This is a genomic window from Micromonospora sp. NPDC020750, from assembly GCF_044334565.1.
Taxonomy (GTDB): Bacteria; Actinomycetota; Actinomycetes; order Mycobacteriales; family Micromonosporaceae; genus Micromonospora.
In genome coordinates, this window is sequence record NZ_JBIRTH010000003.1 from 632,444 (window position 1) to 656,503 (window position 24,060).

A 24,060-nucleotide genomic window follows, 5' to 3' on the forward strand; every position below is an offset into this window, starting at 1 on the left:
CGCCCCCGGGCGGCACCGGCCGGGCGCGGTTGGCCCGGGCGTCGTCGGGGAACCATACGTCGATGAGCAGCTACCCCGATCCCGCCCCGCGCGGCGACGTGTACCCGTCCGAGGAGGAGATCGACGCGACCGGCGTCGCCCCGCGCCCCGGGAACGGGCCGCTGGCCGGGGCGTACCCCGCGCCGACGCCCGGACCAGGCCCGGCACCCGGGCCGACCCCCGCGCCGACGCCTGGGGCGGCCCCGTGCCCGCCGGGCGAGTCGCACTCGATCGTCACCCACCACCTGGACGGCTCGACCGAGGTCGTCACCGACCTCGACGGCGACGGGATCGCCGACGTGGTCCAGGTGGACCTGGACGGCGACGGCATCCCGGACATCACCTACCTGGACAGCGACCGGGACGGCCGCCTCGACACGATCCTGCGCACCCCGCACCCCGCCCGCTGAGGCCCCGCCCGCCGGGCCGAGCGCGGGCCAGGACTCAGAGCTGCGGCATGACCTCGGCAGCGACCAGCTCGACGTGGTCCAGGTCGGCCAGGTCGAGGACCTGGAGGTAGATCCGCTCGCTGCCGATCTCGGCGTACCGGCCGATCCGGTCGACGATCTCGGCCGGGGTGCCGGCGAGGCCGTTCTCGCGCAGCTCCGCCGGCTCCCGGCCGATCACCTCGGCCCGCTGTCGCACCTCCGCCTCGTCCCGGCCGCAGCACAGCACCAGCGCGTTCGACCAGCGCATCCCGGCCGGGTCCCGGCCGATGTCGGCGCAGGCGGCCCGGACCCGGCCGAACTGGGCCACCGAGTCGGCGACGGAGACGAACGGCAGGTTGAACTCGTCGGCGTAGCGGGCCGCGAGGCGGGGCGTGCGCTTCGGCCCCATGCCGCCGAGCAGGATCGGCGGGCGCGGCTGCTGCACCGGCTTGGGCAGCGCCGGTGAGCCGGTCACCGGGTAGTGGCGGCCCGCGAAGTCGAACGTCTCGCCGGTCGGCGTCTCCCAGAGCCCGGTGATGACCGCGAGCTGCTCCTCCAGCCGGTCGAACCGTTCGCCCACCGAGGGGAACGGGATGCCGTACGCGGAGTGCTCGTCGGCGAACCAACCGGCGCCGATGCCCAGCTCCACCCGGCCGCCGCTCATCTGGTCGACCTGGGCGACGCTGATCGCCAGCGGGCCGGGCAGCCGGAACGTGGCCGCCGTCATCAGGGTGCCGAGCCGGATCCGGGAGGTCTCCCGGGCCAGTCCGGCCAGCGTCGTCCAGGCGTCCGTCGGGCCCGGGTCGCCGCTCACCGCGCCCATCTTCAGGTAGTGGTCGGACCGGAAGAACGCGCCGTAGCCGGCGTCCTCGGCGCAGCGGGCCACGGCGAGCAACTGGTCGTAGCTGGCCCCCTGCTGGGGTTCGGTGAAGATCCGCAGTTCCATTCACCGAGCATAGGGAGCCCACCGGGCCCCCGCCGCGAAAGGAAGGCCCCGGGGGCGCAGCCGGCCCCGCCGGGGCGTACCGGTCAGGGTTGGCCGAGGCCGGCCTCGCGGGCCCGCTGGATCGCCTGGCTGCGGTCGGCGACCTGAAGCTTGCCGAGCACGTTGGACAGGTGGTTGCGGACGGTCTTCGGGCTCAGCGTCAGCCGGCGGGCGATCACCACGTTGCTCAGCCCCTGCGCGACCAGGTCCAGCACCTCGCGTTCCCGGTCGGTCAGCTCGGGAAACGGCGCCGGCCCGCCGGCCCGCCCGCCGGCGAGGAAGCCGATCGCCCGGCTGGCGATCACCGGCCCGAGCAGCACCTCGCCGTTGGCGACCGCGCGGATGGCCCGTTCCACCTCGCCCGGCGCGGCGCCCTTGAGCAGGTACCCCCGCGCCCCGGCGCGCAGCGCGGCGAACACCGAGTCGTCGTCGTCCAGCATCGTCACCACCAGCACCCCGATCCCCGGGTGCCGGGCGACGATCTCCCGGGTGGCCTCCACGCCGGACCGCCCGCCGAGGTGCAGGTCCATGATGATCACCTGGGGCCGGGTGCGGTCGGCGAGCCGGACTGCCTCGTCGGCGTCCGCGGCCTCGCCGACCACCTCCAGCCCCGGCGTGGACGCCAGCAGCGCCGTCATGCCGAGCCGGAACACGGGATGGTCGTCGACCACCGCCAGCCGGATCACCGCCTCGCCACCGACCACCGCACCGTCGCCCGTCACCGCCGCACCGCCAGGGCTCGTCGCGCCACCGTCCACCGTCATCGCCGCACCGCCAGGGCTCGTCCCGTCCGCGTCCCCGGCACCGTACCGGCCTCCCCCGGCGCCCCCCACGGCTGCCGCTGGCCCGTCGACGGGTCAGCCGGGGCGGGGGCGGCGGCCGGCGGCTCCGGGTCGGGGTCGACCGGGGCCCACCCGCGCTGGGCGGGGACGGCCGGCGGCCGGTCGCCGTCGACCGGCGGCAGGCGGTCGGCGGACACCCGGACGATGACCTCGGTGCCGCCGTCGGGCGCCGGGCCGATCACGCACACCCCGCCGATGCCCTCGGCCCGCTCCCGCATGGAGAGCATGCCGACCCCGGCCGGCGTGCCGACCACGACGCCCCGGCCCGGGTCGGTCACCCGGACGGTGAGCCCGTCCGGATTCCGCTCGACCGCCACCCGGCAGGTCGGTGCGCCGGAGTGCCGTTGGGCGTTGCGGACCGCCTCGGAGACGATCCCGTACACGGCGGTGGCGACCGGCTCGGGCAACGGCAGCGGCAGCGCCTCGACCAGCACCGTCAGCCCCGAGCCGTCGTACCGTTGGGCCAGCTCGTGCAGGGCGGGGACCAGGCCGCGTTCGCCGAGGACCGGCGGCAGCAGCCCGCGGGCCAGGTCGCGGACCTGCTCGACCCGCTGGTCCGTCTCGTCGCGCAGCCGGTCCAGCAGCCGTCCGGCCGCGCCCGGGTCGGCGGCCAGCAAGTTGCGGGCCGCCTGGAGGCCGAGCGCCACCCCGGCCAGGGCGGGACCGAGCCCGTCGTGCAGGTCGCGGCGCAGCTTGCGGCGTTCCGAGTCGCGGGCCTCGGCCAGCCGGGCCCGGGAGGTGACCAGCGCCCGGCTGGTCGCGGCGAGGCTGGCCGCCGAGGCGACCACCGGCACCAGGTCGACCAGCGCCGAGCGGGTACGCCCGTCCAGCCGCTCGCCGGCCCGGGCCCACGCGGTCAGCCGCCCCACCTCCCGCTCACCCCGGCGCAGCGGCAGCACCAGCGGCTCCCCCACCGGCCCGGCGGACGCGCAGTGGGCGGTGCACGGGTCCGGGCCGTCCACCTCGATGCCGCAGGCGCCCAAGCGCAGCGACTCGGTGAGACTCCGCGCCACCCCGGTCAGTACGTCGGTCGGGTCCTCGCTCGCGCTGATCCGGTCGCCGACGCCCCGGACCACACCGATCGGTTCCGCCGCCGCGCCGTGGATCAGCCGGTCCACCCGCCGCTGCACCCACCACCGGCCCGGCTGCACGGCGGCCGCGACCAGGGCGGTGACCAGCACCCCGGGGACCGCCCGGCTGGCCGGGAGCAGCGCGTCCAGCGTGGTCACCCCGACGACGTACGCGGCGACCAGCAGGAAGGTCAGCAGGAACCAGACCAGCGTGCGGCGGACGGCGATCTCGATCCCCCACAGCCGCTGCCGCAGCACCACGGCCAGCACGGCGGCCGGGAAGAACGCCTGCGCGGCCAGCATGGCGATCGGCGGCAGCCACTCCGCCCCCGAGCCCACCCAGCCGGCGGGCAGGGCGATCGGGGCGAAGCTCACGGCGAGCAGCACCGTGCCGACCGCGAGCCAGCCCAGGCCGACCCGCTCGGCGACCGGCGAGACCCGACGCCGCCACAGCAGCCCGGCGGCGGCGACGAGCCCGAGCAGCGGCACCAGGGCCGTGAGCACGGGCTGCACCCGGGCGACGAACTCGGCCCAGTCCGCGCTGCGGATCGCCAACGGCGCCCCGGACGGGGCGCCGCCCAGCCCGGGGAAGGTCAGCTGGAACAGCTCGGTCGTGGCGACCACCGCGACACCGGCCGCCACCGCCAACCGGGGGCCCAGCGTGAGCCGGCTCTCCCGGACCAGCCAGGGCAGCACCACGATCAGTGACAGCATCCCGGGCACCCAGCCCCAGTGCCGGGCCGAGGTCAACAGCGTGACCTCGGGCAGCTCGGGATACACCCGGAGCAGGTCGAGGTACTGGGCACCCAGGGCAGCGATCCCCCCGCCGACCCCGGTGACCGCCAGCAGCCAGGCCACCGGGTGACTGCGGCGCAGCAGGATCAGCCATCCGGTCGTGCCGTACACCGCGCAGTCGGTGTAGTCGACGAGGAAGTAGAGCTGGGACAGCCCCCACGGGCGGCGGGCGAGCGCCCAGCAGAGCGTCGTGGCGGCGAGCAGCAGCACGCAGCCGACCAGCACTGTCCAGGCGGCGACCGGTCGGCGGGGGTCGTCACCGGCGTTCGGGGCGATCAGCGCGCGCGGCGCCGGGTCGACCAGCATGGCGTGATCCTGTCAGTCGGGGCGTCGGTTGCCGAGACCCCGGCGCTGCGCAGCGGGTGTCGGTCCGGCGACAGTCGCGCGGAGCCCAGCCGGGACGGGGCACGGCCACGGGTGGGACACGGGTGCCTCCCGGTAGGACGTGGTCGTCGGTGGGGCCGGCGGGTCGGGGTGCGGGCGACACCGCCGGTCCACCGAGCGTGCCGGTCCCGGTGTCCCGGCCGCATGTGCGCGCCGTCCCGGCCACCCGGGAACTTTCGCCGGGCAGGGGGCGCCCGGCGGGCCGGTACCGCCGTCCCTTTCCGCCGGGACACCGGGCCGTCCAACGTCTGAGCCGCGGATGCCGCAGGCCGGTTCCGCGAGTCCGACGGTGCCGGGACGGCGCCGCGACGCCCGGGGCGAGCAGGAGGCAACCATGGACGAACAGCACCGGACCCGACTGACAGCTGCGGTACGGGAGCTGACGCCGGAGCTGAGCCGGCGGGCGGAGGAGATCGAGGCCGCCCGGGAGCTGCCCGCTGATCTGCTCGACGGGCTCCGGGCCGCCGGCTGCTTCCGGATGTTCGTGCCGCGCAGCCACGGCGGGTACGAGGCGGACCCGCACACCGGGCTGGCGGTGCTGGAGGAGTTGGCCCGCGCCGACGGCTCCACCGGCTGGACGGTGATGATCGGCGCGGAGACGCCGCACCTGCTGGCGTTGCTGCCCCGGGACCGGTTCGACAAGTTCTACGCGTCGGGCCCGGACGTCGTGGTGGCCGGCGGTTTCGCCCCGCAGGGACGGGCCGAGCTGGCCGACGGCGGGTTCCAGGTCACCGGCCGGTGGGGGTTCGTCAGCGGATCCCGGCACGCCGACTGGATCTTCGGCAACTGCCTGCTCACCGGGGACGGCCAGCCGCTGCCCGGCCCGAACGGCCAGCCCGTGGAGATACGTTCGATGCTGCTGCCCGCCGGCGCGGTGACGGTGCAGGACACCTGGCACACGCTGGGGTTGCGCGGCACCGGCAGCCATGACGTGCTGATGGAGTCGGTGTTCTGCCCGGTGGAGCAGAGCTTCGACCTGTTCACCGGGGCCCCGTGCGTCCCGGGGCCCGGGTTCGTCGCGCCGCTGGCGCAGTTCGTCCTGCACCTGGGCGCGGTGGCCGTCGGGATCGCCCAGGGCGCCCTGGACGACACCGTGGCGCTGCTCGACGGCGGCCGGCAGCGGCTGTACGCGCGGCAGTCGCTGGCCGACTCGCCGGCCTTCCGGGTGCAGCTCGGCCGGGCCGACCTGAACGTCCGGGCGGCCCGGGCGCTGGTGCGGTCGCTGGCCCACGACCTGTTCCGGGCGGCCGACGCGGAGGACCCGGCCGCGGTCGAGGCGCTGCACCCGCAGATCTCCGCCAGCCTGCCCTGGGTGACCGAGGTCGCCACCGCCACCGTGGACGCCTGCTACCGGGCGGGCGGGGGCGGCGCGGCCCGCGACTCCTCCCCGGTGCAGCGCCGCTTCCGGGACATCCACACCTTCGCCCAGCACGCGGCGGCGGCGGAGGGCTGGCTGGGCAACAACGGCGCTCACCTGCTCGGCCGGCCGGTCGAGCTGGCGTACTAGGTCGGGTCGGCAGCCTCGGCGCGAGCCTTGTGCTGGCCGCGTTCGGCCTGTGGCTCGGCGGTCTGCTTCATCAGCCCGGTCGGCGCGGGTCAGCCCGCCCGGTCGATCACCTCCTCCGGCGTCAGCGGCGCCTTGGGGTGGTGGGTCAGGCACAGCGGGGTGTCGACCTTGACGAACGGGAAGCCCTCGCCCGCGACGTAGAACTGGCCGCTGCTCAACAGCCCGATGTCGGGCAGCCGGCCACCCTTGGCCTCGGCGAGTTGCCGCGCCGCGTCGATCTGCGCCGGGGCGTTGAGCAGACCGAAGAACTGGGTGGTGGCGTTGCCCGAGATCTGGTTGTGCAGGCCCTTGGGGGCCTGGGTGGCGAAGACCAGCCCGAGGCCGTACTTGCGGGCCTGCGAGGCCAGGGCGATCGTGCTGGCCGTGCAGGCGGTGTTCCCGGTCGACGGGGCGAGGGTCTGCGCCTCGTCCATGACGAACAGGCCGCCCAGCGGCCGGTCCCCGGCGGGGTGCCGCCGCACCCAGGCGAACAGCGCCATCTGCAACTGGTTGACGAAGCTCTGCCGCTCCTGGTCGGAGGTGAGCCCGACGAAGCTGACCACCGACACCCGGGCCCGCCGGCCGGGCGTCGGGGTGAGCAGCAGCCCGGGATCGGCCGGGGCGCCCGTGCCGCCGAACAGCGGGTCGGTGACCATCGCCGCCTTGAGCGCCTCGGCCAGTTCCAGGGCCAGCTTGTCGGCCCGGGCCAGCCGGCTCACCCCGTCGGGCAGGTCGGCGAGGAACTCGGTGAAATTGGGCAGGCCCACCATGCCGGTCCTCGCGTACGCCAACAGCGCCTCCGTCAGCACGGCCTTGCCCTGCTGGGCGAGCCGGGTGGGTCGGTCCACCCCGGCCCGGGGCGCGAGGGCCTCCACCGCCGAGCGGATGGCCTGGTCGAACTCGTCCGGCGAGTCCCGCACGGGGCTGAAGTCCGGCAGCGGCTGGAAGCTCAACGGACGCCCGGCGTTGACCCGGGGAGTCCAGACGACGACCTCCGTGTGGTCGAGGTAGTCCCGGGCCCGCTCGTCGTCGCCCGGCTCCCAGCCGACCGGCGGCTGCGGCCACGCGTCCCCCAGCCGGGCCAGGTCGTTGTTCGGGTCCAGCACGATCGAGGACACGCCCTGCCGGGCGCACTCCTCGACCAGCCGCCGGATCAGCACCGTCTTGCCCGACCCGGAACCGGCGAAGACCACGGCGTGCCGGCGCAGCGACTCCAGGTCCACCTGGAACGGTCGCCGCCCGTCCGTGGTGTGCCCCAGCCGGACCGTCGCCGGGTCCGGCCCGTCGCCGCCGACCGGCCGCTCCCCCGTCGCCCGGCCGTCGGCGGCGGCCGGCACCGCAGCACCGGGTGCGCCCGGGACCGGCCCGTCGGGGGTTGCCGGCACCAGGCCGTCGGCGGCCCCGGAAGCCGCCGTCGCCGGCTCGGCCGGCACGGAGGCGGCCGGGGCGGAGGCGGCCGGGGCGGAGGCGGCAGGGGCGGAGGCGGCAGGGGCGGAGGCGGCCGGCGCAGGGGCGGCCGAGCCGGAGGCGTCGAACACCGCGCGGAACAGGGCGGTGCCGCTCGCCGGCCGGCGGGCGAGCAGCCACTCCTGGTACGCCGCGTCCGGCTCGCGGGCCAGCTCGCGCAGTGCGGCGAACACCCGCAGGTCGGCCTCCGCCACGGCGCACCGTACCCCGCCGGCGGCGTCGAACTCCGCCAGCACCTGGGCGGTACGCGGGCCGGTCGGCCAGGGGTCGTTGCGCAGGAGCACCAGTCGCCGCTGCGGGTACTGCCGGTCCAGGCCGGCCATCGTGCAGGCCGCCCGGACCCGGGCGATCGTGGCGATCGCGTTCGGGTGGGCGAGGCCGCGGAAGCACCAGTGCGCCTCGTTCTCGGTGGCCTCGTCCAGCACCTCGATGAGGCGACCGTGCAGCGCCGGCTTGCGGCCCGGCGGCGGGTCGTGCTTGTACGTGGCCCCCGTCGGGGCCTGCTCGGCGATCCACGCGGCGAGCCCGGCGGCGAGCAGCGGCGGCAGGTGCTCGTCCTCCGTGCGGTGCTCCAGCGCGGGCCCGACCTCGGCCGCCGCCACCAGCCGGGCGAACCGCTCGTCCAACGGGCGCAGGTCCGCCGTCCCGGCCGGCCCCAGCAGCGGGACGACCGGAGAGTCCCCGCCGCCGACGAGCCGGTCGAGCAGGGTCACCTCGTCGGCGTCGCGGCACCGGGCGACGTGCCGGTCCACCCGGCGCAGCAGGGCCCGCGGGGTGAGGTTCGGGGCGTCGGCGAAGGCGTCGGGGCTGACCGGCCACGTCGGATGGGGCGGGAAGAACCGCCGCTCGGTGAACACGGCGGCGAGCCGCTTCGCCACGATCGCCCGCCCGATCTGCGGCGTCGGGATCCGGTCGGGCAGCAGGGACACCCGGAACCGGTCCGCCACGGAGGTCGGCGCGCTGCGGGTCAGCAGCTCCCAGGTGTCCGGCAGGCAGGACACCACGAGCAGCGTCCGGCGGGTGACGTCGCGCAGGGTCAGCAGGCCGTCGGCGATCGGCCCGAACGCGGTCGCGTGGGCGTCGTCCAGCTCCGCGCGCGGGTCGAACATGGACGTGCTGGTCTGGGCGAAAAGCGTGTCGAGCTGGTCGACGGCGATCACCGTCGGGTCCAGCGTCAGCGCCATCAGCCGGGAGATGTCCTGGACGACCTGCTGCGGAAGGCGTACGCCGTGGGTGAGCCCCCACTCCGCCCGGCGCGCCGGGTCGCCGGGCTCACTGATCAGGTGGGCGTAGCCGACGTCCTGGTCGTCGAACTCGCGGGAGCCGTGCAGCACAAGGGCCCGGGCGGTGTCCTGGCAGTCCCGGCCCACCTCGCGGTGGAAGGTGCGCAGGGCCCGGACGAAGGTGTCCAGGTGCTCGCGGGTGAGCGGCTCGGCACCGGACACCGCGTCCCGGACCTCGGCGGGGAGGCCGAGCTGCGAGGTGAGCCGGCGCAGGAACTTGCGCAGCTGCGTGTCCCAGCCGCCCGACTCCCGACCCATCCCCTCGACCATCGCCAGCGCGACGCTCGACCAGAAGGTCCGGCCGCTGACCATGTTGACCAGGAAGAAGTAGCCGCCGTCCTGCTGGATGCGCTCCCGGACCGCGCCGAGCAGATGGGTCTTGCCGGAGCCGGCCCGCCCCTGCATGGCCACCCCGAGGGGTCGGCTGGTGTCGTCGGTGCGGGCCCGGGCCACCCCGCGCAGGATCTCGGCGACCACCCGCTCGTGCAGCTCGGGCACGTCGTACGGGGAGGGCCGCCACACGTCGTCGGGGGTGACCGCCGGGTGGAAGGTCAACGCCTCCAGCGCGGCGCGCTCGTCGTCAGGAATCATGCCGCCCCGATCGACAGCGCGTGGTTGTCCTCGTCCCCGATGCGTACCGCCGCCGCCCGGTCCCGCGCGGTCAGCGACTTGCTGTTGGCGACCGGGATGATCCGTACGCCGTCCTGCCGGACCAGCGCCCGCAGCGCGGCGTCCACCGCCGCGCGGTCGGTGTTGTCGAGGTGGTCGCGCAGGTCGGCGAGGCCGACCCAGGCGCCGGGCGTCGCGGCCAGCTCCCGGTACGCGGCCCGGACCAGCTCCGCGACGTCCCCGCCGGCGGTGGGGGCGGTGGGGGCGGCCGGGGGCGCGACCTCGGCGGTCACCGGCGCGACATCGGCGGCCGAAGGCGGCCCGGCCGGGTCGGCGGCGGTCTGCTTGAAGAAGTCGGCGTGGCTGGTCCGCAGCCGGTCCAGCCCCCGATGCAGGTTTCCCAGCAGGGTGAACAGGGAGCGGCTGGCCGAGCCGCCCGCCCGGGGCGGGGCGCCGGTGTGCAGTTGGCGCATCACCCGCCAGCCCTCATCCGTCAGCTCGTGCGAGAGCATGCGGCGGCTGCGGTCGGTCTCGACCAGGCCCAGCTCCACCAGCTTCTTGTTGTCCTTGCCGGTGAGCGCGAACCCGGCCAGGTCCCGCAGCTCGGCATTGGTCAGCTTCCGGGCCTCCACCATCAGCACGACGAGCGCTTGAATCTGGTTGGGGGTCAGGCTCGGCAGGTCCGCGGTGCTGCTCGACATGGTGCCTCTTTTTCCTGTCATGGGTGCGCGCCGGCCGCGCGTCGTCGGGCCAGCAGGTCCCGGATGCTCCGGATGACGGCCTGGACGTCGGTCAGCACCTGTTCGTTGGTGAACCGGAGCACGTCGAGCCCCAGAAGCTGGAGCTGTACGTCGCGCCGCCGGTCGTCGGCGAACATAATGGCTCCCCGATGCTCCGGGCCGTCCACCTCGACCGCAAGCCCTTCGACCGTCCAGAGCAGATCCAGGCGGTACGGCCGACCCAGTGGATGCCATTCGTAGGTGTGGTTCCACCGCCGGCCGCGGGCCCAGTCGTGCGGGGCGAGGGCACGCTCCAGGGCCTGTTCGGCGGCGCTGTCCGGCCGGGGCGCCCCGGCCAGCGGCGGGTACGCCAGGCCCACCATATTCGGGCCGGCGGGGCTGTCGGAAACCCGACCGATGCCCCCGGTCAGCTCGGCGAGGTGTATCGGGAGCCGGAGCGGCACCGGTCGGACCCGGTCGGCTCCGTGCGGGAGCGGGCCGACCAGCCACACCGCGCACCGGCCGTGCTGGACCAGCCACTCGGCCGCCGCCACGAGCGCCCGCTCGTCCTCCGGCCCGGCCCCCTGCGGCGACTCGGCCACCAGCACGCAGGACTCCCGGTCGTACGCGTCAGCGAGCACCCGGGTGAGGCCGGCGGCCCGCACCTCGGCGGGGAAACGCGAGCGGTGACGAGCCCGACCGGCGTCGCCCGCCGCGCCCAGGTCGTGCCGGGCCCGCTCCGCCAGGTCGTGCCGGGCCCGCTCCGCCAGGTCGTGCCGGGCCCGCTCGGCCAGGTCGGCGAGGAACGGCCCGAAGTGGTCGGATCGAGCGGCTACCCGGGCGGCAAGCCCTCGGACGGCCGCCCGGCCGAGCGGACCAGCACCGTCGAGCCGGTCCGCACCGGGCAGCCAGCGCGGAAGCAATGCCCTGGCCGCGCCCTCCAACTCGTCGAGCACGGCGGTGACCAGGCCGTCGAGGGTGATGCCACGCCCCGGGCGGTACGCGAGCACGGCCGGCGCGGACGGCGGCAGCGGGTCGAGGGCCAGCCGGAACAGCTCGGGGTCGACGCCCGTGAGGTGGCTGACCCGGCGCGGCGGGATCGCCGCCCACCATCCCGCACCGGCCCCACCACGCATGGTCGGGCACCCTACCGAGCCATCGGCGCGGGCACCGCCCCGCGGGCGGGCGACGGCGCAACGGATGCGCCGGGCGGCGTCGGACAGGCGGCGCGGCTGGGACAGGATCAGCTCACGACGGGGCGGTGCCGGCGGAACAAACGGACGCCCGCGCTGACCGCGGTGGTACCGGCCGCCATTCCGAGCAGGACCAGGACCGCGCCGACCGCCCACAGGCCCGAGTCGTCGCTCGTCGCCGCCCGCCACGCCCAGGCGACGGTGAAGGCCACCGTCATCACCGGCGCCACCAGCCAGGGGCTGAGCACCCAACCGCCGACGGCCGCGACCACCGCCAGGGACAGGACACACCCGACGACCTGCCACACGTCGTACGGGCCGCTGACCGAGTCGGTCACCGGGTCGACCGTGTACTCCGTGTCCCAGCCGATCCAGGCCCACCAGACCGCGACCGTCGCCACCGCGAGGACCAACCCACCGAGCAGAGCACGTGTACGCGTCGAGGTATGCACGACAGGATCCTCCCCCTGCCGACCCGCACAACGAACAAGCCCCCACCCCGATGAACTGCGACCTTGGACAGTTTCCGTCACCAGCGGACGGAAACTGTCCAAGGTTCGGAGATGAGGCCCGCCTCCGGAACTGCCGGGTGCTGACAGCCGCGCCGCCGCCGCGTCCGCTCAGGTGGAGGGCCGTGTGCAGCGGTTTGACTCGATCGGCGAGACTCGGGCGGCACCCCGCCCCTCGCGGCGACGGACCCGACCCCTCGGCACAAGGCTGGAGCGCATGTCACACACCCTCCCGATCTGGCTGGCCGGCGGCCTGCTGCTGGTGGGTGCGGGCTTCGCGACGACCGTGCTGCCCCGGTGGCGGGCCCGGGAGCAGGCACGCCGTACCGCCTGGTCCACCGCCCGCGCACAGATCGACAGCGCGGCCGTCAGCCGGGACGCGGCCGGGACCCGGGTGCCCGAGGCCGAGCAGTTGCTCGCCCGCGCCGAGCTGATCGCCGCCGGCCGGGGCGGGCCGGCGGCGGCGCGGACGGCGGCCGAGCACGCCCGGCAGGCCGACCGGCTGTGGCGGGAGCACGCGTGATCCGCCGCTTGGGCCAGGACCGTCGCGAGCTGCTGCGCTGGGCGTTCCTCGGCATCGCCGTGGTCGTCCTGGTCGTCTTCCTGCTCGCCCAGCGGCAGAGCATCGACGTCAGCTACGGCAGGTCGCCGTCGTCCTCCCAGGGGGTCGAGGAGGGCTCGGCCGGCGAGCTGAGCGACGCGAGCGTGCCCTCGGAGGACGAGATGACCGCGCTGGTGGCCGCCGCCCCCGTGGTGCGGCTGCCCGGTTCGACCGCACGGTGGAACGAGCAGCGGGTACGGGAGATCATCGGGAACCGGGACGTCCGCATCCTGGTCGCCCCGCCCGGGCTGGACGAGGACGAACGCCTCCGGGTGAAGGGCGTGAAGAACGCGACCGTCCGGGTGGTCGGCACCGAGGTGAGCGGGGGCCTCTATCAGGCCGTCCCCGACGACCTGCCCGGCTGGCGCGGCCAGTTCGCCGCCGGCGACGTGACAGGGCCGCTGCTGACGCTCATCGCGAAGCTGGAGGACCAGCCCACCCCGCCCGACGGCGACGAGCTGCGCTGGCGGGAGCCGAGCGCCCGGGAGCTGGCCGTGGTCACCGCCGACCTGCGGGCGACCGGGCTGCACCGCGCGCCGGGGGCCACGCTCACCAAGGTTCCCGCCGTCAACGCCGAGAACGCCTTCCCGGACGGCGTCCTCTTCGTCGCGCTCCCCCCGCAGCGCGACGGCGCGCCGGCGCCCCAGTACGGTCCGGCGCTGACCAGGCTCTTTCCGGGCACCCCGATCGTGGTGATGTACGGCCTCTGGATCGAGTACCACGGCCCGGGGCAGGAGGACTTCGCCGAGCTGGCCGGGGCGAGCTTCTACGGTCAGTTCGGCGGCCGGCTCAGCCGGTACGACTACCCGCAGTACAACGTGTTGGCGGTCTACCTGAACCGGGTCACCGACGTTCGCTACGCGGGCCTGTTCGACCGGCCCCTGCCGTATCGTCCGATCGACCCGCTGCGGGTGGCACTGCCGGCGCTGCCGTGGGTGTTCGCGGGCTGCGTGGCGGCGTTCCTGACCCTGTCGATCCGGTCGCTGCGTCGCTTCGAAGACGGCCGGGACGGCCGGCGGGGCGACCCACGCCGGGGCGACGTGCCGGCCCGGTTGGCCGGTCTGACCGCCCTCGCCGTCGAGATGTCCCTGCTGACCGACGCCCGCAGCGACCCGGCGCTGACCCGGGGCATCGTCCGGCTGCAGGCGGCCCGCGAGTCGCTGGGTGCGAACCTGCCGGACCGGCACGTCCGGACGTTGCTGAACGACGCGGCGGACGAGTTGGACGACGCCGCGCGCACGCTGGGCATCCCCAGCTACCGACCGGACCTCTACCTCCGGGGCAGGTTGTCGTGAAACCGACCGTACGCCGCTGGCTCGGCGACCTGTTCGGCACGTCCTTCGGCCGCGCGGTGCTGGCCTGCGCGGTCCTGGCCGGCTGGGCGTTGTGGAGTGGCGGGGCGTTGGACGGCCCGGTGGCCCGGCAGGTCCGCACCTCGTCGGTGTACGTCGCGCCCGGCGTCGACCTGGACCGGGCCGCCGCGGAACGAGTCATCGGCAACCGCAGGCTGGTCGTGCTGCTGCTCGAACCGGGCGCGAACCTGCGGGACGCCTGCCACCAGGTCAAGCGCGCCGCCGACGGGACGGTCGTGCTGGTGATGAGCCGTGACGGCGACGACTACGACACCTACGGCTGCGCGCTGCTGCCCGGGCGCAAGAAGGAGAACTTCGGCCGGGCCGCCGCCGCCGAGATGACCGTCGGCCGGGGCATCGACACCTTCGTCGACCGTCCCCTGGAGGCGCTGAAGGTCGTCACCGTCAACTACGACCTGCTGGTGAAGAGCGGCACCGTTCCCGACGGGGCCCGCACGATCAGCCCCTCCCTGCCCCGGTACCTGCTGGCGGCCGCGGCGATCGCGGGCGTCATCGCCGCGGCGATGGCGCTCTACGCCGGAGGCCGGCGGGCGGGCCGGCTCGCGGCTACCCACCACAGCCGCCGCGACGAACGCGCGGACGACCGGAGGGCGCTCAGCGCCGCCGTCGCCGTCCTGGCCCAGCAGATCATCGACCTCGACCAGCAGTACGCCCTGGCGAACGGCCGGCGCGGCCGCGCCAACCGGCAGTTCCGCCGGAGTTACCTGAAGCTGACGTCCGAGTACGCCGCGCTGCTCGACGGCATCACGGCCGTGGACGGCGACGACGAGACGGCCGTACGCGAACTCACCGAGCGCGTCGACTCGCTGAGCCTGCGGGCCCGGTCGGCAGCCGAGGCGGGGCTCGAAACCCTTCCTGCGGCTGACCGCCCTGCCCGGCGGGTGAGCCGTGGTTGACGTGCCCGACATGTACGCCGACGCGGTCCGCGAGGAGCGGGACGCGCTGTGGCATCTGGTCGACCGGGCCAGGGGCCTGGCGAAGGCCGGCGACCCGGCGGGGCTACGGGATCTCGCCGACCGGGTCCGGCGGCGGCTGGTGACCGGCGACAGCATCGAACGCACCGGCGGGCATCTCGGCGGGAACATGGCGGACATCAGCGCCGCGCTCGACGAGGTGTACGACGAGGCGTTCCCGGTGCGGAACCCGGACGATCCGGTGGAGGTGCTGGACGCCCCGTGGCCCACCGCCCGCCGTGCGGCGATGCTGGCGTCCGCCGTGGACCGGGTGGGCTGGCGAAAGCCGCCGCTCGAACCGTTGGCCGAGCGGGCGGTCGCCGCCGGCGACGTGCGCCTGCTGCGGCTGCTGGTGCTCACCCCGCTGGGCCGCGCGGCCCGCGAGACCGTGGTGCGGATCCTGGACGCCCTGCACGCGGCGGGCGCGCTCGACGTCGAGGTCGTCGAGAAGGCCTTCGCCGACGACGCGTACCTGGGCAGGGCCATCGGCGGGGGCTCACCGGCGGAGGGCGCCACGGCTACGGCGCCGGCCGGCTGCGCCCCGGTCGTCCGGGATTACTTCGACGCGCTGGCCTGGCGGCTGACCTCGCCGGCCGAGCCCGACTGGGACGAGCTGCCCGAGGTGCTGGTGCCGTGCGGCCTGCGGTTCATGCTCCGGGCCCTGGACCGGCCGCGCGACCGCCGGATGGCCGACCGCTTCGGCCCCGCCGAGCTGACCGACGACGAGCGGTCCGCCCTGGTGGACCACCTGCGCGACCGCCCCGTCGAGCAGCGGCGGTACGCCTTCGAGCTACGGCTGCCGGCCGGTGACGCGGAGGTGCTGCTGCCGGTGCTCGGGTTGCCGGGCGCGGAGCCGCTGCTGCGGCTGGTGCTGGCGACCGCCGCGACGGAGGCGGGGCGGCAGGACCGGGCCGGCATCCTGGCCGCGGTGCGGCGGGCCGGTGACGACGGCGCCCGCCGGCTGTTGAAGCTCTGCCCGAGCGAGGTGATCGCCGCCGCGCTGGGCTGGAACCGGGCGGCCGTCGAGAAACGGGTCAAGCGCAACGCGCTGTCCGGCATCGCCGCGTTCGGCCTGCTGCCGCTGGCCGACGGCGAGACCGTACTCGATCGTTGTCTGGCTCTGCGCGAGGTGGCGAAGCGGGGCCCGAAGCTCGGCCCCAACCGCCGGCACAGCCACGCCGCCGCGGTCGCGGTCGCGCTCGACCACCTGGCCCAGGTGGCGGGCCTCCCCGACGCGGACCGCCTGGAGTGGGACTGCGAGGCGCGCGTCGTCACCGAGACCCCGGGCGACTGGCACATCGGTGACTACACCGTCGGGGTACGGCTCGCCGACGCCGACCCGGTTCTCACGGTCAGCAGGGCCGGCCGGGCGCTGAAGTCGGTGCCGGCCACGGTCCGCGCCGACCCGCGGTACGCCCACGCGCGCGAACACCAGGAGCGGCTGCGCGACCAGGCCCGCCGGATGCGCGGCGGGCTGATCGAGCGGTTGGTGGCCACCGGGGGCACCCTCGCCCCCGAGGAGCTGCTCCGCCTGCGGCGGCTGCCGGCCGGGCAGGCGATGCTGCCCGCGTTGATCTGGCAGGACCGGACGGGCGCCGTGGGCCTGCTCGACCAGATCGACCTCGACGGTCCGGTCATCGCGGCGCACCCCTTCCTGCTGCACGAGCGACGCCTGCTCGACCACTGGCAGGCGGAAATTGTCCGGCTGGGGATCCGGCAGCCCGTGAAGCAGGCGTTCCGCGAGTTGTACCTGTTGACGCCGGCCGAGCGCGACGCCGTCGACGTGTCGAGACGGTTCGCCGGGCACACCGTCGACGGCGGGGTGGCCGGCCAGTTGCTGTCCGGACGCGGCTGGTCGACCCACGACCGGTACGACGCGCACCAGGCGACCCGCCCGGTGACCGCCGGGCTCACCGCCGCGCTGACCTGCGAACTGTCCGGCTACTTCGGTGGGGGCGACGTGGTCGTCGGCGAACTGCGCTTCCTCGCGGCCGGCTCGGCGGTCCCCCTCGCGGAGGTGCCGTCCGTGGCGTTCTCCGAGGTCATGCGCGACCTGGACCTCGTCGTGTCAGTGGCCGGCGCCGAATCGCACGGGTAGGCCTCGCCGGCGAACCGCCGCACCGCCGCACCGCCGAACCGGGCCCAGCCCGATCCCGGGGCTGAGCTGGGCCCACCTTCATGCCGGCCCGGCGGACGGGCGCCGATGGCCCGGGTCGACGTCATCGCCCCGGGCCATCGGCTGCCGCGTCACAGCCGCTCGTTCATGCCGTCGGTCAGGCGCGGGTGATGCGGACCGCGTCGGCGATGACATAGCCGGTGCCACTGGTCCACCGGCTCACTCCCACCTTGTTGCCTGCGCCTGCGGCCAGCGTGAACACGCCGAGTGACACCCATCGTCCCCCGTTGAGACGCTGGTTCACCTTCACCGTCTGGCTGCCGCTGGTGGTGGCGACGACGTACGGGGTCGAGTCGTTGTAGCCCGGGTCGGCCGGGTACCAGACCGAGACCTCGTAGCTGCCGGTCGCCGGGAGGTCCGCTGCGAACCAGGCGGCATCGCTGGCGGGGGTCGGGGTGGCGAACCGGTAGTCGGTGCCGAACCGCTGGCTGGAATAGGCCGAGGTGCTCCAGTTCGCGCTCGCGGTGAACCGGCCCGTGGTGGTGTTGTCGACCGTGACGGTGAACCCCTGCGGCGGCTCCGTGGTTCCGGTCGAGACGTCGAGATAGTCGCGGTCGATGTAGATCGTTACGCCGCCCCAGGTCTCGCTGGTGTCGCCGGTGTACTGGTGGATGCGCTGGTGGTTGCTGTAGTACGCGTCCGGGCAGTAGTCGCCGGCGTCGGTGTTCGCCACGCCGTTCCACCAGCCGAGGAAGAGATGGTCGACGCGGGTGTACCGGGTGTCGTTGTAGGCGTTGCACAGGTCCCGGACGCCGGAGGAACCGCTGGAGTACATGCCCGAGAGGTAGCCGAGCGTGTGCAGGCGTTCGGTCCAGCCGGAGAGGTACGAGAGCACGGCCGCCTTGCACGACTCACCCGACGGGTACTGCTCGATGTCGTTGTAGATCGCGCTGCCGGCGGGGATGCCCAGCGCCTTGGCCGCGTTCACCGCGCTGGTCGCCCGGGTCGCACCCTCGGACCGCGCCGTGGCGGGGTCGTACGACATCTTCGGCAGGCGGGTGCCGCACGGCGCCTGGCGGTCGAGCTCGATGGGGATGAGGTGCCAGCCCTTGGCGGCCTGGTTGGCGACCCAGGTCGCGGTCAGGTTGGCCTGGGTGCAGGATCGGCTCGCGCCGCTGATGTAGATGCCGACAGCACGGTAGGGCGAGCTGTTGCGCCACGTGTCCATCGTCGATTGCGACGGGGCGGTGCACGTGTCGAAGCCCTTCCCGGTGTAGGTGCCCGGCTGTGGGCCGGGCGCCGCCGCCGGTGCCACCGTGGCAGGCGTCGAGGCCGCGCGGACGGCGTCCAGAGATACCGGCTTGGCGCCCGCGCCGAGCTTGGCGGCGGCCAGGATCCGGCGGACCGCCGGCTCGGTCTGCGGTGTGTGGACGGCCGTGACGAGTACGCCCGCGTCGCGCACCGCGACCTGGGCCGTCCCGTCGCGGGACACCAGGGTGTCCACGGCCGCCCGGCCGCCGGCCGTGACGGCGGTGTCCGCCGTGAGGCGCTCGGCGGTGACGGCGTCGATCGGCTCGATGATCAGGCCTGCCGTGCGCCCGACCAGCCCGGTGGGGCACCAGGGCTCGGCGCTCGGATGACCGAGGTAGACCGTGAGTCGGTCGAACCGGACGCATGCGTGCGGGTCGGTGGACAGGTCGACGACCTGCCAGTCCGCCGGCACCTGCACCTGGTAGCCGCGGTAGCTGACGATCTGTTCGTCCGTGGGGGCCGCCCAGGTCGGGGTGGCCGCCACCGCCGGAGCGACGATGGCGGCCGTGAGGCCGGCCATGATCCTTCGTATCCTCATCGAGGCCTCTCCCTGGGTGAAATCCTTCGCGAACAACGCCAGACTTGGCAAATTCCTACCATGTGTGGGCCGCTCACACCAGAGATCGGCGTCGATGGGAACAGGGCTGTCGTCCGCCACCCGCCGGCGCGAACTGCTCCGCGCCGGTTCGCCGACCGCTGGCATCCACTGCCGGACAACGGCATCGGGACCGCTCCTGCGCGTCGATGCATCAGGATTGTGGACCGCCGGGCCGCCGGGCCCCGAAGGTACGATCAGGACCGTGGAGACCACCCGCGCCGTCCTCGCGTACCTCGCGTTCATCGTCGCCGGGTACCTCCGCTTCGGCGTCGCGACTTCGGTAGGTCGGCGCGACCGCCGCAAGGCTCGATGGTTCAAGTACTCCGCCGTCGCCCTGGCGCTCGTGGGTGTCGGGCTGCTCATATCGAACTTCCAGTGGTGACCCGGGTCACCGCTACGGACCGGTGCGTGCGCGGCGCTACTACGGCGGCCGAATGCATCCTTGATCTTGGTTCCGCAGAGACGCATCGGAGACGTCCGACGGTAAGCATCGCTCAGCTCAGGCACGGCGCCTTGCGTCTTGATGCCGCTGGCCGTCGCGCCAGATCGTGGCCATCGGCTGAGCAGGCAGCGAACTCATCAGACAGATGCTGGCGGTCAAACGAACTCGGTTGAATCATCCCTGCTGCGTCTTAGGTGGCGATGAGGTCTCTTGCGTCCTGACAAAATCGGCGGACGGCGGGTGTCCGCCGGTACGGCGTCAACGCACCGAACAGGTTACGGACGTGCTTGATGCATCTGGCGGAGGTGACCTGTCCGGTCAGGGTCTGTACCGCCTGGTCGCCGAGGGCGAGCGCCTTGTCCAACTCGGGGTGCTCCTGCTGGACGTAGGTGGTGGCGAGCAGGGCGTTGCGCAGTGCACCCTCGCGGGAGCACTCGTCGCCCTGTAGCCGCAGCGCTGTCCGCAGGTGATCGCGGGCGCGTGGCCAGTCTTCGAGCTTGACGAAGCAGTAGCCGGCCTGGGCGTGAGCCTGCGCCTCGTTGACCCAGTAGGACCAGTCGGGGTCGCCGTGCTCCGGCGGGCTGTCGGTGAACCGGCCGAATGCGTTGTCGAGCGCGCGGCGGGTGTCGGTCACCGACCCGTTGTTGGCGTACGCCTCGGCGGCCCGTAGGTCGAGGATCGCCGTCACCTTCGGGCTCGTAGCGGGGTAGCTGGCTCGCGCAGTCTCAGCAAGGGTCACGGCTTGCCGAAGCTGGCCGAGGTCCTTGGCCTGGCAGGACATGAAGCCGAGGATGTTCGCCCCGAGTCCGCGATCGCCGGCCGCGTTGGCCTGGTAGAGCCCGGCGATCCAGAACCGTTGCGCCCGGGTGTGGTGGCCGTCGTCGAAGGAGAGCCAGCCGGCGAGGCGCAACAGCTCACCGGCGGTGGCATGGAGGCGTCGACCGACGGTGTCGGTGTAGCTGCGCTCTCGCAGCACCCCGACCACCGTGCTCAGGTGTTCGCGGACCAGCCCCAGGGTTTGGCCGCTCCCGAGGTGGTCGTCCATGCGTCGCAGGCTGGCTGTCACCGCGTCCAGGTGGTCGACGACCTCGCCGGACAGGGGACGGCCGATGGTCGACGCGATGTCCTGCGGCGGTTGGGCGATCATCCACTCGTGCGCCGGTGACGTCAGTGCAGAACCGAGCAGAGTGAGGAACATCCGTCGGTGCATCATCCCCTCAGATTCGTTCACCACCTCGGCCGCCCGCAAGGCCCCGCCTGAGGACCAGGGCAGATCCAGACCGACGGAGGCGGGCGCGGCCTCGAATCCCTCGTTTGGCCAGCCCAGTTCGTCGAGACTGATTGTCCGCTGCAACTGCTCGGACAACAGTGCTGCGGTCAGCGATGGCCACGGACTGCGGGGCAGATCGCCCTTCTTCCACTTGTACGGCGTCTTGGGGTGCAGCCGTTCTGTGCGCCCGTGCCGTTCGGCGCACTCGTTGAGGCGTCGAGCGAGATGCTCCGGCTGCCAGCCAACCTCGGCCAGCAAGCGGGCGATCGCCTCTCCGCTGAATGCCACCCTTCCGACCCCCTCACTCGTAGCGGCCCACACACGGACAGTATCGGAGGCGGTCGTAGGCAGGTGGGTACGGCACTGATGCGCACCGATAGGCACCACGCGCACCTACTTCCACCACAGCTTCGGGGAGGTCAACTGAACGCACCGAAATGGGCGGCATTCCGGTGCGGCCATGGTGGTCGGCGGTGGCGTGCCAACACGTCCGGACCTTTGACCCGTCGAAAGCGAGGGTGTTCGTGATCTCCGAAGTCGTGTCGGTCGTGTTCGGGGGGCTGGTGCCGGGCTTCCTGCTCGGGCTGCTCGCGTTCCGGGTCAAGTCCCGGTGGTGTCCGCGCTGCGAGGAGTCCACGTTGGCCATGCAGCCGCCAACGGAGCAGGAGCGATGACCCGGCCTGTCCGGCGCACCGGCAACGAGTTGCCGATCGGGCGGCGGGTGGCGGAACTGCGGGTCAACCGGGGCATGAATCAGCAGGTCTTCGCCGACCGGATCGGCAAGTCCAAGAGCTGGGTGGACAAGGTCGAGCGCGGCGTCCGTACCCTCGATCGGCTTTCGATGATCCAGACGGTCGCCGCGGCCCTCGGCGTCGCCCCGACCGTCCTGCTCGCCGGCAAGGTCCAGCGGGGACCGGCCGCCGACACCGGCAGCGCCGTGGAGCGGGTGCGCGAGGCGTTGGCGCGCTACGACGTACCCCGGCTCGGCAGCGACGGCCAACCGGCGTCGTCGCTGCCGCAGCTTGACGGCCAGGTCGGGTACGCCTGGACGGCGTACCGCAACGGCCACCACGCCCAGGTGTTGCGGATGCTGCCCGACCTGCTCGGCGACAGCCGCCGGGCCTACCACGTCCAGACGGACGACCCGGCCGCCGCCGACCTGCCGGTGCGGGTGTACCGGCTCGCCGCCCAGGTGCTGGCCAAGCTCGGCGAGGCCGACCTGGCCTGGCTGGCGGCCGACCGGGCCATGACCGCCGCCGCCGGTGATCCACGCCGCGCCGCCCTCGCGGCGGTCTCCCTCGCCCAGGCGCTCCGGGCGCTGCGGCGGGGGCGGCTGGCGATGGCCGCCGCCGCCACCGCCGCACAGCGGCTCGACCTGGCACCCGCCCGCGCCTTCCTGCCGGAGGAGCCCGCGCTGAAGGGGACCCTGCTGACCGAGGCCGCTCTCGCCGCCGCCGCGTGCGGGGCCGCCGCCACTGCCGAGTTCACCGAGCGGGCGGCCCACCTCGCCACCGCCCACGGCGAGCGGCACCATGGCGACCACGACGGCATCGGGTTCGGCCCCGTTACCGTCGAACTCGCCCGCGCCCTGACCGCCATGCGCCTCGGCGACCACCACCGGGCCGTAACCGCCCACCGGCGGGCCACCTCCGACGACGCCTGGCACCGGCTCCCCGCCGAACACCGGGCCGCCCACCTCATCGATATCACCCGCGCCCACCTCGACCTTGGTGACCACCACGCCGCCGGCCGCGCCCTCGTCACCGCCGACCGCATCGCCCCCGCCGAGACCCGCCTCCGCCCCGCCGCCCGCACCGCGCTCACCGCCGTGCTCCGCGCCGGCCCCACTCCCGCCGACGTCGCCCGCCTCGCCGCCATCGTGGGGCTGACCCGGCAATAGCCAAGCCGAAGGTGCACGCGCCGATCACCGGTCGGATGGATGTCTTCACCGCCAGCGAGCGAGGCGTCGAGGAGTGATTACCTACCGCTCGGGCGAACTCAACAGCCGCAGGCCCCGTCCCCGATGGGCGCGGTTAGGTCGTCCGCCGGCCGTCGGAGCAGGCCGTCCGGGGTCAGCACCGGGAAGCCCTCCCGGACCCAGTACTCGTACCCGCCGATCATTTCCTTGACCGGAAAGCCCAGTTGGGCCAACTCCAGGGCGGCCCGGGTGGCGCCGTTGCACCCCGGGCCCCAGCAGTAGGTGACGACCCGGCGTCCGGCGGGGATGAGCGCCGAAGCGCGGCCGGCGATGTCGGCGGTGGGCAGGTGCAGCGCGCCGGGCAGGTGTCCCTGACGCCAGGCCCTCTCGTTCCTGCTGTCCACCACCAGCATGTCGGCCCCGGACTCCAGGTCGGCGTGCACGTCGCTGACGTCGGTCTCGACGGAGAGCCGGGCGGCGAAGTGGGCGGTGGCGATCGCGGGCGGGGCGGCCGGCGTGGAAAAGGCTCTCGACATGCCCAGCAGCCTGCCGGCCGGCGGGGGGCCGCCGACAGTGGCGCTGATGCCATGCTTCGCTAAGATCCCGCCATGACCGTGCCGCCCGAAGTTCGACGAACGGTCTCGGTGCTGGCCTATCCCGGCATGTCGGTGTTCGAAACCGGCATCGTCACTGAGGTGTTCGGGCTGCCCCGGCCCGAGCTCGACCGGCCCTGGTACGACCTCACCGTCTGCGCCGAGCAACCCGGGCCGGTGCCGCTCCTCGGCGGGGCCAGTCTCGAGACCCCGTTCGGGCTGGACACGTTCGCCGCTGCCGAAACTGTGATCGTGCCCGGGGTGCCTGATGTCACTGTGGACCCGTCACCGGATCTCGTCGCCGCGCTGCGGCTGGCCCACCGGCGGGGCGCCCGGCTGATGTCCATCTGTTCGGGCGCCTTCGCCCTGGCCGGCGCGGGCCTGCTCGATGGCCGTCGGGCGACCACCCATTGGAGGTACGCCGACGAGTTGCGCCGCCGCCACCCGGCCGTGCGGGTCGACGCCGACGTGCTCTACGTCGACCTCGGGGACGTGCTCACCAGCGCGGGCAGCGCCGCAGGGCTCGACCTCTGCGTGCATGTCGTTCGGCGGGACCACGGGAGCACGGTCGCGAACGCTGTCGCCCGCAGGCTGGTCACCGCGCCGCACCGGGACGGCGGGCAGGCCCAGTTCATCGAGGCGCCGGTGAGCCCGATCGCCCAGGACGACGACGGGGTGGCCCGCAGCATGGACTGGGCGCTGGGACATTTGGCGCAGCCGATCACCGTCGAGACGCTGGCCGCCCGGGCTCGGATGTCCTCCCGGTCGTACCTGCGACATTTCGCTCGGGCGACCGGCAGCAGCCCGATCCGCTGGCTGACAGTCCAGCGGGTCCGGGCCAGCCTCGCCCCGCTCGAGACCTCGGACTGGCCGGTCGAGCGGATCGCGGGCCTGGTCGGCTTCGACTCACCAGTCACCTTCCGCTACCACTTCGGCCGTATCATGCGTACCTCGCCGGCGGCCTACCGGCGGACCTTCCGCACGACCCCCAGGTGAGGCGGGTTTCGGTCCCAGCA

Annotated in this window: 20 protein-coding genes; 10 read left to right on the forward strand and 10 right to left on the reverse strand. The window is 74.2% G+C overall.

The genetic code is table 11. The features are described 5' to 3' along the window. The first annotated feature begins 62 nt into the window (after nucleotides 1-62). Nucleotides 63-449, forward strand: coding sequence for a hypothetical protein (locus ACH4T9_RS13495; RefSeq protein WP_396671341.1), 387 nt, complete (start codon nucleotides 63-65; stop codon nucleotides 447-449). 34 nt (nucleotides 450-483) lie between these two features. On the opposite strand, the gene ACH4T9_RS13500 is transcribed toward ACH4T9_RS13495, so the two are convergent. The 3 genes from ACH4T9_RS13500 to ACH4T9_RS13510 form a co-directional block, all read right to left on the reverse strand. Beyond that, nucleotides 484-1,413 (reverse strand): LLM class F420-dependent oxidoreductase, encoded by a 930-nt coding sequence (locus ACH4T9_RS13500; protein WP_396671342.1) that lies wholly within the window; start codon nucleotides 1,411-1,413, stop codon nucleotides 484-486. Between the two features lie 83 nt (nucleotides 1,414-1,496). Beyond that, nucleotides 1,497-2,216 carry a response regulator gene (locus tag ACH4T9_RS13505; RefSeq protein ID WP_396671343.1) on the reverse strand — a complete coding sequence of 240 codons (720 nt, stop codon included), beginning with the start codon at nucleotides 2,214-2,216 and terminating at the stop codon, nucleotides 1,497-1,499. Then, nucleotides 2,213-4,465 carry a sensor histidine kinase gene (locus ACH4T9_RS13510; protein WP_396671344.1) on the reverse strand — a complete coding sequence of 751 codons (2,253 nt, stop codon included), beginning with the start codon at nucleotides 4,463-4,465 and terminating at the stop codon, nucleotides 2,213-2,215. Before ACH4T9_RS13510 ends, ACH4T9_RS13505 begins: the two co-directional genes overlap by 4 nt. A gap of 412 nt (nucleotides 4,466-4,877) precedes the next feature. Between ACH4T9_RS13510 and ACH4T9_RS13515 the strand changes: the two genes are divergently transcribed. Beyond that, nucleotides 4,878-6,050 (forward strand): acyl-CoA dehydrogenase family protein, encoded by a 1,173-nt coding sequence (locus ACH4T9_RS13515; RefSeq protein WP_396671345.1) that lies wholly within the window; start codon nucleotides 4,878-4,880, stop codon nucleotides 6,048-6,050. A gap of 89 nt (nucleotides 6,051-6,139) precedes the next feature. Here the strand turns inward: ACH4T9_RS13515 and ACH4T9_RS13520 are convergent, their stop codons facing one another. The 4 genes from ACH4T9_RS13520 to ACH4T9_RS13535 all read right to left on the reverse strand — a co-directional run bounded on the left by ACH4T9_RS13520 (nucleotide 6,140) and on the right by ACH4T9_RS13535 (nucleotide 11,812). Then, nucleotides 6,140-9,430 (reverse strand): ATP-binding protein, encoded by a 3,291-nt coding sequence (locus tag ACH4T9_RS13520; RefSeq protein ID WP_396671346.1) that lies wholly within the window; start codon nucleotides 9,428-9,430, stop codon nucleotides 6,140-6,142. Beyond that, nucleotides 9,427-10,149, reverse strand: coding sequence for a hypothetical protein (locus ACH4T9_RS13525; protein WP_396671347.1), 723 nt, complete (start codon nucleotides 10,147-10,149; stop codon nucleotides 9,427-9,429). The genes ACH4T9_RS13520 and ACH4T9_RS13525 overlap by 4 nt, the downstream gene beginning before the upstream one ends. A 17-nt stretch (nucleotides 10,150-10,166) precedes the next feature. Further along, nucleotides 10,167-11,303, reverse strand: a complete 1,137-nt coding sequence (locus tag ACH4T9_RS13530; RefSeq protein WP_396671348.1) for an endonuclease domain-containing protein — start codon at nucleotides 11,301-11,303, stop codon at nucleotides 10,167-10,169. 107 nt (nucleotides 11,304-11,410) lie between these two features. After that, complete coding sequence (locus ACH4T9_RS13535) at nucleotides 11,411-11,812, reverse strand: hypothetical protein (protein ID WP_396671349.1); 402 nt, start codon at nucleotides 11,810-11,812, stop codon at nucleotides 11,411-11,413. 274 nt (nucleotides 11,813-12,086) lie between these two features. On the opposite strand from ACH4T9_RS13535, the gene ACH4T9_RS13540 reads away from it, so the two are divergent. From ACH4T9_RS13540 to ACH4T9_RS13555, 4 genes are read left to right on the forward strand one after another with little or no spacing between them, the layout of a single operon-like run. Beyond that, the gene (locus ACH4T9_RS13540) at nucleotides 12,087-12,392 is read left to right on the forward strand and encodes a DUF6403 family protein (protein WP_396671350.1); all 306 of its coding nucleotides are present in this window, start codon (nucleotides 12,087-12,089) and stop codon (nucleotides 12,390-12,392) included. Beyond that, entirely contained in the window at nucleotides 12,389-13,765 is a 1,377-nt protein-coding gene (locus tag ACH4T9_RS13545) for a hypothetical protein (protein WP_396671351.1), read from the forward strand. Before ACH4T9_RS13540 ends, ACH4T9_RS13545 begins: the two co-directional genes overlap by 4 nt. Next, on the forward strand, nucleotides 13,762-14,739 hold the full coding sequence (locus tag ACH4T9_RS13550; RefSeq protein WP_396671352.1) for a hypothetical protein: 978 nt from the start codon (nucleotides 13,762-13,764) through the stop codon (nucleotides 14,737-14,739). The genes ACH4T9_RS13545 and ACH4T9_RS13550 overlap by 4 nt, the downstream gene beginning before the upstream one ends. Continuing rightward, nucleotides 14,732-16,894: a DUF4132 domain-containing protein gene (locus ACH4T9_RS13555; protein WP_396671353.1), complete on the forward strand. Its 2,163-nt coding sequence runs from the start codon at nucleotides 14,732-14,734 to the stop codon at nucleotides 16,892-16,894. The genes ACH4T9_RS13550 and ACH4T9_RS13555 overlap by 8 nt, the downstream gene beginning before the upstream one ends. A gap of 175 nt (nucleotides 16,895-17,069) precedes the next feature. Here ACH4T9_RS13555 and ACH4T9_RS13560 read toward each other — a convergent pair whose 3' ends face one another. Next, nucleotides 17,070-18,761 carry a glycoside hydrolase domain-containing protein gene (locus ACH4T9_RS13560; protein ID WP_396671354.1) on the reverse strand — a complete coding sequence of 564 codons (1,692 nt, stop codon included), beginning with the start codon at nucleotides 18,759-18,761 and terminating at the stop codon, nucleotides 17,070-17,072. 262 nt (nucleotides 18,762-19,023) lie between these two features. Between ACH4T9_RS13560 and ACH4T9_RS13565 the strand changes: the two genes are divergently transcribed. After that, entirely contained in the window at nucleotides 19,024-19,203 is a 180-nt protein-coding gene (locus ACH4T9_RS13565; RefSeq protein ID WP_396671355.1) for a hypothetical protein, read from the forward strand. A gap of 250 nt (nucleotides 19,204-19,453) precedes the next feature. Here ACH4T9_RS13565 and ACH4T9_RS13570 read toward each other — a convergent pair whose 3' ends face one another. Further along, nucleotides 19,454-20,821, reverse strand: coding sequence for a hypothetical protein (locus ACH4T9_RS13570; RefSeq protein WP_396671356.1), 1,368 nt, complete (start codon nucleotides 20,819-20,821; stop codon nucleotides 19,454-19,456). 236 nt (nucleotides 20,822-21,057) lie between these two features. Between ACH4T9_RS13570 and ACH4T9_RS13575 the strand changes: the two genes are divergently transcribed. Both ACH4T9_RS13575 and ACH4T9_RS13580 read left to right on the forward strand, forming a co-directional pair. Continuing rightward, entirely contained in the window at nucleotides 21,058-21,207 is a 150-nt protein-coding gene (locus ACH4T9_RS13575; RefSeq protein ID WP_396671357.1) for a hypothetical protein, read from the forward strand. Beyond that, nucleotides 21,204-22,433, forward strand: a complete 1,230-nt coding sequence (locus ACH4T9_RS13580; RefSeq protein ID WP_396671358.1) for a helix-turn-helix domain-containing protein — start codon at nucleotides 21,204-21,206, stop codon at nucleotides 22,431-22,433. The genes ACH4T9_RS13575 and ACH4T9_RS13580 overlap by 4 nt, the downstream gene beginning before the upstream one ends. Before the next feature lie 98 nt (nucleotides 22,434-22,531). Here ACH4T9_RS13580 and ACH4T9_RS13585 read toward each other — a convergent pair whose 3' ends face one another. Beyond that, on the reverse strand, nucleotides 22,532-22,987 hold the full coding sequence (locus ACH4T9_RS13585) for a rhodanese-like domain-containing protein (RefSeq protein WP_396671359.1): 456 nt from the start codon (nucleotides 22,985-22,987) through the stop codon (nucleotides 22,532-22,534). Nucleotides 22,988-23,059: 72 nt separating this feature from the next. Here ACH4T9_RS13585 and ACH4T9_RS13590 point away from each other — a divergent pair, with 72 nt between their 5' ends. Then, nucleotides 23,060-24,040, forward strand: a complete 981-nt coding sequence (locus ACH4T9_RS13590; RefSeq protein WP_396671360.1) for a helix-turn-helix domain-containing protein — start codon at nucleotides 23,060-23,062, stop codon at nucleotides 24,038-24,040. Nucleotides 24,041-24,060 lie beyond the last annotated feature (20 nt).